7 protein-coding genes and 1 pseudogene are annotated in these 8,580 nt (G+C 51.7%); 5 read left to right on the top strand and 3 right to left on the bottom strand.

What is annotated here, in order from left to right; translation table 11 throughout:
• The coding region (locus FC814_RS21515; protein ID WP_301546386.1) for an FCD domain-containing protein at positions 1-348 on the top strand (348 nt) is incomplete at its 5' end.
• 217 nt (positions 349-565) lie between these two features.
• Complete coding sequence (locus FC814_RS21510) at positions 566-1,927, top strand: MFS transporter (RefSeq protein WP_085460289.1); 1,362 nt, start codon at positions 566-568, stop codon at positions 1,925-1,927.
• Positions 1,928-1,976: 49 nt separating this feature from the next.
• Here the strand turns inward: FC814_RS21510 and tsr are convergent, their stop codons facing one another.
• Positions 1,977-3,638: a methyl-accepting chemotaxis protein gene (gene tsr, locus FC814_RS21505; RefSeq protein WP_000919636.1), complete on the bottom strand. Its 1,662-nt coding sequence runs from the start codon at positions 3,636-3,638 to the stop codon at positions 1,977-1,979.
• A gap of 544 nt (positions 3,639-4,182) precedes the next feature.
• Here tsr and btsT point away from each other — a divergent pair.
• The 3 genes from btsT (at position 4,183) to yjiA (ending at position 7,767) form a co-directional block, all read left to right on the top strand.
• A complete protein-coding gene (gene btsT, locus FC814_RS21500) occupies positions 4,183-6,333 on the top strand; it encodes a pyruvate/proton symporter BtsT (protein WP_105279358.1) in 2,151 nt (716 codons plus the stop codon).
• A 263-nt stretch (positions 6,334-6,596) separates the two neighbouring features.
• Positions 6,597-6,800: a YbdD/YjiX family protein gene (locus FC814_RS21495; protein WP_000467859.1), complete on the top strand. Its 204-nt coding sequence runs from the start codon at positions 6,597-6,599 to the stop codon at positions 6,798-6,800.
• A gap of 10 nt (positions 6,801-6,810) precedes the next feature.
• Positions 6,811-7,767 (top strand): GTPase, encoded by a 957-nt coding sequence (gene yjiA, locus FC814_RS21490; protein ID WP_001297640.1) that lies wholly within the window; start codon positions 6,811-6,813, stop codon positions 7,765-7,767.
• Between the two features lie 42 nt (positions 7,768-7,809).
• On the opposite strand, the pseudogene FC814_RS21485 reads toward yjiA, so the two are convergent.
• Positions 7,810-8,451 (bottom strand): annotated as a pseudogene (locus FC814_RS21485) (Fic family protein); the annotation flags it as partial.
• A 15-nt stretch (positions 8,452-8,466) separates the two neighbouring features.
• On the bottom strand, positions 8,467-8,580 hold a 114-nt coding region (locus FC814_RS21480; protein WP_000293929.1), incomplete at its 5' end, for an IS1 family transposase.

Below are 8,580 nucleotides of genomic sequence, written 5' to 3'. Positions count from 1 at the left end.
GATAGAAACAGAAGCCACTGGAGCACCTCAAAAACACCATCATACACTAAATCAGTAAGTTGGCAGCATCACCGAGAGTTCCATGCCTTATTGCTTTCAGCCACTGACAATATCTTTTTCAATCAATCCATTGATATTATCTCCGTCATCTTCCACTTCCACTATCAATGGGACGAAAACGATCGCAGGCAGCGCAATATTATTGCCATAGATGAGCATATGACTATTCTCAGTGCTTTGGTTTGCCGCAGCTATGTGGATGCAACGCTTGCACTACGTAACCATTTGAATTCAGCTAAACAAGCGATGATTCGTTCCATCAAGAAGAACAAGCGGTACGTTTATTAAATACAGATTAAAAACAGCAAACTATTAGATTGTGCACGGTTTTATCAAAATATAAACGCCCGAAATTTCCGGCTTACCTATGCTCGCAACCAGTCGACTATAAATGTTTTTTTGTGAGCGGTAGTGAAATCCTAAAAATTTCATCTGCCATTAATATTAACCCTGCGCAATACATAATTACGCAATAATTAAAATATTATAAATACAGGAGTTCGGCGTGGAAAAAGAAAATATTACCCTCGATCCGCATTCGTCCTTTCGCTCATCGTCGTCGGTAGATATCCCCGTGCCACCAAATGGATTAATTCAACGTAGTCCCCGAATTAAACACATTCAAACCACCGCCATGTTGTTATTATTTATTGCTGCGGTAATAAATTTTCTCGATCGCAGTTCGCTGTCGGTAGCAAATGTAACTATTCGTGGAGAGCTGGGGTTAAACGCCACCGAGATGGGCGCTTTACTCTCCGTGTTCTCGCTCTCTTACGGGATTGCGCAATTGCCCGCAGGCATACTGCTGGACCGCAAAGGCCCACGCCTGATGCTGGGGCTAGGGATGATCGTCTGGTCGCTGTTTCAGGCAATGTCTGGCATGGTGCACAGCCTGGCGCAGTTCGTGCTGATGCGCATAGGTATGGGGATCGGTGAGGCTCCCATGAACCCGTGCGGTGTTAAAGTGATTAACGACTGGTACAACATCAAAGAACGTGGACGCCCGATGGGCTTTTTCAACGCGGCCTCCGTCATTGGTATTGCCATAAGCCCGCCGATTCTGGCGGCGATAATGCTGGCCATCGGCTGGCGTGGGATGTTTATAACCATCGGCTTACTGGGCATTTTTCTCGCCATCGCCTGGTTTATGTTCTATCGCAACCGCGAGCAGGTGGTGCTGACCGCCGCTGAACAAACCTATCTCAACGCCGGTAGCGTCAATACCCGCCGCGACCCACTCACTTTTGCCGAATGGCGCAGCCTGTTTCGTAACCGCACAATGTGGGGAATGATGCTCGGTTTCAGTGGTATGAACTATGCGGGGTGGTTGTACATTGCCTGGTTGCCAGGTTACCTGCAAACAGTCTATCACCTGGATTTAAAAAGCACGGGCTTGATGGCAGCAATACCTTTCCTGTTTGGTGGGATCGGGATGCTACTCAACGGATATGTGACCGACTGGCTGGTCAAAGGCGGGATGAAGCCGATTAAGAACCGTAAGCTCTGTATTGTTACCGGGATGTTCATTTCAGCCGCCTTTACTCTGGTAGTACCACAAGCGACAACCCCCATGAGTGCGGTTCTGCTGATTGGCATGGCGCTGTTCTGCCTTCACTTTGCTGGAACCTCCTGCTGGGGGCTGGTTCACGTAGCGGTCGCTTCTCGCATGGCTGCGTCAGTGGGCAGTATCCAGAACTTTGCCAGCTTCATGTGTGCCTCATTAGCACCGATTATTACCGGTTTTATTGTCGATACCACTCACTCATTCCGTCTGGCGCTGCTCATCTGCGGTTGCGTCACCGCAGCAGGCGCGCTGGCGTACATCTTCATGGTACATCAACCCATTAGCGATCCGCATAAAGAGTAATCTCCCCTTGCCCGATAAGTCATCGCTTATCGGGCATTTTTTGTGGCAATTAAAACGTTTCCCAGTTATCCCCGCCATCAGCCACTACCGCTTTACGTGGCACAACCGGCGTCACCGTTTTTACCGCCAACGCTTCGCGCTGACGCTGTTGCTCTTGCTGAATACGAAATACAGCCACAGCTTCAGTCAGGCGGCTGGCCTGCTCTTCCAGCGCGGCAGCAGCAGCGGCTGACTCTTCCACCAGCGCAGCGTTCTGTTGCGTTACCCGGTCCATCTCAACAACCGCTAAACCAACCTGATCGATACCGCGACTCTGCTCATCAGAAGCGGAGGCAATTTCGCCCATGATATCGGTCACGCGGGTCACGGCGCTGACAATCTCCGCCATAGTTTCCCCGGCGCTTTCGACGAGTGTCGATCCGACATCCACTTTGCCAACCGAATCTTCAATCAGACTTTTAATTTCACGCGCCGCCTGGGCGCTACGCTGAGCCAGATTACGCACTTCTCCCGCGACCACCGCAAAACCACGCCCTTGTTCACCCGCACGCGCTGCTTCGACCGCCGCATTCAAGGCCAGAATATTAGTCTGGAAAGCAATACCGTCGATAACGCTGATAATATCGGCGATTTTCTGCGAACTGGTAGAGATATCGCGCATAGTTTGTACCACGCTATCGACCACATTACCGCCACGTTGTGCCGTTTCGGAAGCACTTAACGCCAGATGGCTTGCCTGTCGCGCGTTCTCGGCATTCTGTTTCACTGTCGCAGTCAATTGCTCCATGCTGGCTGCCGTCTCTTCTAACGAAGCGGCTTGCTGCTCAGTGCGTGAAGAGAGATCGTTATTACCGGTAGCGATTTCGCTGGCTCCACTATAGATGGCATTTGCACCATTACGCACATCACCCACGGTACGTACCAGTTCACTTTGCATATGGCGCAAACTCTCTGCCAGTTGCCCCACTTCATTGGAGCCATCTACCTCGATCGGTTTCACCAGATCGCCGCCAGCAATATGACGAATGTTGTCGATCAGGCGATTCATCGGCGCTACCAGCGATGTTTTAATACCAAACCAGACGACGAAGATGACCGCCAGTACGACGATCAGCACACCCGCCAGCACCCACATTGCCTGGTTAAAGGCAGCATTATTATCAGCGACGGCGATGTCATAGAGACGATCGTTTTGCTGCATGTACGCCATATACTGCTTCTCGAAACCGTCCTGATATCCCTGAGTAGGTTGGTCAAAAAACTCGTTGATTTTGCCCGCCCCTAACAACTGGATCAGCTCCGCCAGTGCATTGTGATAGATATCGTAATTACGTTTGATCTCCGTAGCAGCCGCTGTGCTCTGATGCAAGTTACGCGGTAGTGCTTCGTAATCTGCCCAGTCTTTTTCCGCGTGTTTCAACGAAATAGTGGCACTCTGCATCAGCTCGGCGACGGTTGAACCGCTGCCAATATTGTTCTGATCCATCATGTAGCGGATACCCGCACGGTTGAGGGTGTTACGCGTCTGCAACAACGCAACCCAACTGCCATTTAGCGTAGATTGCTGCTGGCGAATGGTTTGTAAGACGGAGAGATTTTCTTTGTCCTTTTTTAAAGCGTTAAAGAACAGGCTGCCTGATGTCAGTTGCAAAAGGCCGAAAACGGCCAAAACCAGCAGTAAGCTGGTCACGATCCTGATACGTTTTAACATGGTTTCTCTTTTCCTGTTGACCGATAGCAGAATTTTCGGCCTGGAATGAGAAAACTTTATAGGTAGCGACCTGAAATTGATTAAATTTACCTCACTTTTTATTTTTGTTCAAAAATACAATAACCACGTATTGATATATTTTTCTTTCTTATTTTTCACATTAGCTGTATCTATTTTGAACGTGAAGATATTTGCCAATAGATTAATATTATTGGCCAAAATAATATTATCAGTGAGGAAATGGGGTTTTAATATATATAGCATGAATATAATTTTTATATGAGTAACACAACTGAGGGCTAAAAATCGCTTCGGTTGTGATCAATATCACATAAATAGCCTTCATAAACCTTGCTCAATACCGCTCAACCGCAAAACTGACCGCTTACGTCCCTAATTTAACCACTCAGTTATTTACCTTACTTTACGCGCGCGTAACTCTGGCAACATCACTGCAGGATAGCGGTCAATTTACCTCCTCAAACGCAACGCAAACCTAGAACGGCTTCGGCCAACTATTAATCAATACATGCCAGGTTTTACTATGGATACTAAAAAGATATTCAAGCACATACCCTGGGTGATTCTTGGAATCATCGGTGCATTCTGCCTCGCGGTAGTTGCATTACGTCGGGGGGAGCACGTCAGCGCCCTATGGATCGTGGTCGCCTCTGTGTCGGTGTATCTGGTGGCTTATCGCTACTACAGCCTATACATCGCCCAGAAAGTGATGAAACTCGACCCCACGCGCGCGACGCCTGCGGTTATTAACAACGACGGTCTGAACTACGTTCCGACCAACCGTTACGTGTTGTTTGGTCACCACTTCGCCGCTATCGCCGGTGCCGGTCCGCTGGTTGGTCCGGTTCTCGCCGCGCAGATGGGCTACCTGCCAGGTACGCTGTGGCTGCTGGCGGGGGTGGTGCTGGCCGGTGCGGTTCAGGACTTTATGGTGCTGTTTATCTCCTCTCGCCGTAACGGCGCATCTCTCGGTGAGATGATTAAAGAAGAGATGGGGCCAGTACCGGGGACTATCGCGCTGTTTGGCTGTTTCTTAATCATGATCATCATCCTTGCCGTCCTGGCGCTGATTGTGGTTAAAGCCCTGGCCGAAAGTCCGTGGGGTGTCTTCACCGTTTGCTCAACCGTACCGATTGCGCTGTTTATGGGTATCTACATGCGCTTTATCCGTCCGGGGCGTGTGGGTGAAGTCTCTGTCATTGGTATCGTGCTGCTGGTTGCCTCTATCTACTTCGGTGGCGTGATTGCTCACGATCCGTACTGGGGTCCGGCACTGACCTTTAAAGACACCACCATTACCTTCGCGCTGATTGGCTATGCGTTTGTTTCCGCACTGCTGCCGGTGTGGCTGATCCTCGCACCGCGCGACTATCTGGCAACCTTCCTGAAAATCGGCGTTATCGTCGGCCTGGCGCTGGGTATCGTGGTGCTGAACCCGGAACTGAAAATGCCTGCGATGACTCAGTACATTGATGGTACTGGCCCGCTGTGGAAAGGCGCTCTGTTCCCGTTCCTGTTCATCACCATCGCCTGTGGTGCGGTATCTGGCTTCCACGCGCTGATCTCTTCCGGTACGACGCCGAAACTGCTGGCTAACGAAACCGACGCGCGTTTCATTGGCTACGGCGCAATGCTGATGGAGTCCTTCGTGGCGATTATGGCGCTGGTTGCTGCGTCCATCATCGAACCGGGTCTTTACTTCGCGATGAATACCCCGCCTGCGGGTCTCGGCATCACCATGCCTAACCTGCATGAAATGGGGGGCGAGAACGCGCCGATCATCATGGCGCAGCTGAAAGACGTTACCGCACACGCGGCAGCAACCGTCAGCTCCTGGGGCTTCGTGATTTCGCCAGAGCAGATCCTGCAAACCGCGAAAGACATTGGTGAACCTTCTGTCCTGAACCGTGCAGGTGGTGCGCCGACGCTGGCGGTAGGTATCGCTCACGTGTTCCACAAAGTGCTGCCGATGGCTGACATGGGCTTCTGGTATCACTTCGGTATTCTGTTCGAAGCACTGTTCATCCTGACCGCGCTGGATGCCGGTACGCGTTCTGGCCGCTTTATGCTGCAAGACCTGATGGGTAACTTCATCCCGTTCCTGAAAAAAACCGACTCTCTGGTTGCCGGTATCATCGGTACAGCGGGCTGTGTGGGTCTGTGGGGCTACCTGCTGTATCAGGGCGTGGTCGATCCGCTGGGCGGCGTTAAGAGCCTGTGGCCGCTGTTCGGTATCTCCAACCAGATGCTGGCAGCCGTGGCGCTGGTACTGGGCACCGTTGTGCTGATTAAGATGAAGCGCACCCAATACATCTGGGTAACTGTTGTTCCGGCGGTATGGCTGCTTATCTGCACCACCTGGGCGCTGGGCCTGAAACTGTTCAGCACCAACCCGCAGATGGAAGGCTTCTTCTACATGGCAAGCCAGTACAAAGAGAAGATTGCTAACGGTACTGACCTGACGGCGCAGCAGATTGCCAACATGAACCACATCGTTGTGAACAACTACACCAACGCGGGTCTGAGTATTCTGTTCCTGATTGTGGTGTACAGCATCATCTTCTACGGTTTCAAAACCTGGCTGAAGGTGCGTAACAGCGACAAACGTACTGACAAAGAAACGCCGTACGTTCCAATCCCGGAAGGCGGCGTGAAGATCTCTTCGCACCACTAACCGTGTTTAGCCCCGCTTCGGCGGGGCTCAGGCTGATGACAAAGCCAGGCAAGCGCACGGATTGTCCCCTCGCCCCTTCGGGGAGAGGGTTAGGGTGAGGGGAATGAGGGGAACAGGCCAGCGTCGGTGTATATAAAGACTCTACCCTGGCCCTCTCGCCTTCCAGGGAAAGGGAGCAAACAGTGACCGTATTGACCTGTAAGCGAGTTTGTCAGCAATCTCAGCCCCGCTTCGGCGGGGCTTTGTTCTTATCAGAGTGAACTATGTTTGGTAACTTAGGACAGGCAAAAAAATATCTCGGCCAGGCGGCGAAGATGTTGATTGGCATTCCAGACTACGACAACTACGTCGAGCATATGAAGACCAACCATCCCGACAAGCCGTACATGAGCTATGAAGAATTCTTCCGCGAACGCCAGAACGCACGCTACGGCGGCGATGGTAAAGGCGGTATGCGCTGTTGTTAATGGAGAGAGCATGAACCCGATTGCAGTTACCCTACTCACCGGTTTTTTAGGCGCGGGCAAAACCACCCTGCTGCGCCATATTCTTAACGAACAACACGGCTACAAGATTGCCGTGATTGAAAACGAATTCGGCGAAGTCTCCGTTGACGATCAATTAATTGGCGACCGCGCCACGCAGATCAAAACGCTGACCAACGGCTGCATCTGCTGTTCGCGCTCCAACGAGCTGGAAGACGCGCTACTCGACCTGCTGGATAATCTCGACAAGGGCAATATTCAGTTCGACCGTCTGGTGATTGAATGCACCGGCATGGCCGATCCCGGCCCGATTATTCAGACCTTTTTCTCCCATGAGATTTTATGCCAGCGTTACCTGCTGGACGGCGTGATTGCGCTGGTGGATGCGGTACATGCCGATGAGCAGATGAACCAGTTCACCATCGCCCAGTCACAGGTTGGCTACGCTGACCGTATTCTGCTGACCAAAACCGACGTCGCTGGCGAAGCAGAAAAACTGCGTGAACGTCTGGCGCGCATCAACGCCCGCGCACCGGTCTACACCGTCACCCACGGCGACATCGACCTGGGCCTGCTGTTCAACACCAACGGTTTTATGCTGGAAGAGAACGTCGTCAGCACCAAGCCACGTTTCCACTTTATCGCGGATAAACAAAACGATATTTCGTCGATTGTGGTGGAACTGGACTACCCGGTAGATATCAGCGAAGTTTCCCGCGTTATGGAAAACCTGCTGCTGGAGTCGGCGGATAAACTACTGCGTTACAAAGGGATGCTATGGATTGACGGCGAACCTAACCGCCTGCTGTTCCAGGGCGTCCAGCGCCTCTACAGCGCCGACTGGGATCGCCCGTGGGGCGATGAAAAACCGCATAGCACGATGGTGTTTATCGGGATTCAGCTGCCAGAGGAAGAGATAAGGGCGGCGTTTGCGGGGTTGAGGAAGTAGGGTTTATGGGCCGGATAAGGCGCAGCCGCATCCGGCGTCTACTCAGAGCTGATAGCACTCCACCAAAAACGCCATCATCTCCGTCGCGTCTTTGCTGTGATAAAAGCGTACCATTTTGCTGTTAAATTCCAGTGCTTTCGCTGCTGGGATACTGATTGGATTATAGCCGTGCATCATTAACCAGCCATTCATCATATGGCGGCTGGTGCGCTTGTTACCGTCGAAGAAAAACTGATAGTAGGCACCGAAAAGGAACATCGCCAGCGCGCCTTCAAACGGGGGAAGCATTTTAATATGCGCGACACCCTCAGCAAAAATGCGGTTCAGCTCTGGTGCGCCCGCTTCGGTAGCAGGAGGAAAATGGGTGCCCAACTCCCCAAGATGAACGCGCGCATTGTAATGTAACTCTTCACCTTCGCCGCGAAAAATGCCCCACTCCAGCGCCTCGTTGCGGGCAATAATGCCGTGCAATAACGTGAACGTTTTTTTATCGAGATCAAAACGGCCTGACTGCACCAGCTCGATCAACTTTTTCGCGCTGTCCGCCAGGTTTAGCACCTGCTCAGTATCACTGACTTTGTGCCCGCCAACGGTGACGCCATCGAGCAGCGTTTTCACTTCAACAAAGGTATAAGGGTTATTTTCCAGTTGCGCGGCATCCCAGACAAAACCCGCCATATGCGTGGTAATGACTCCAACTTATTGATAGTGTTTTATGTTCAGATAATGCCCGATAACTTTGTCATGCAGCTCCACCGATTTTGAGAACGACAGCGACTTCCGTCCCAGCCGTGCCAGGTGCTGCCTCAGATT

The organism is Escherichia sp. MR, assembly GCF_005280595.1.
Taxonomy (GTDB): domain Bacteria; phylum Pseudomonadota; class Gammaproteobacteria; order Enterobacterales; family Enterobacteriaceae; genus Escherichia; species Escherichia ruysiae.
Note: the sequence above shows the minus strand (reverse complement) of the source record. Positions and strands in the feature narration are given on the sequence as shown.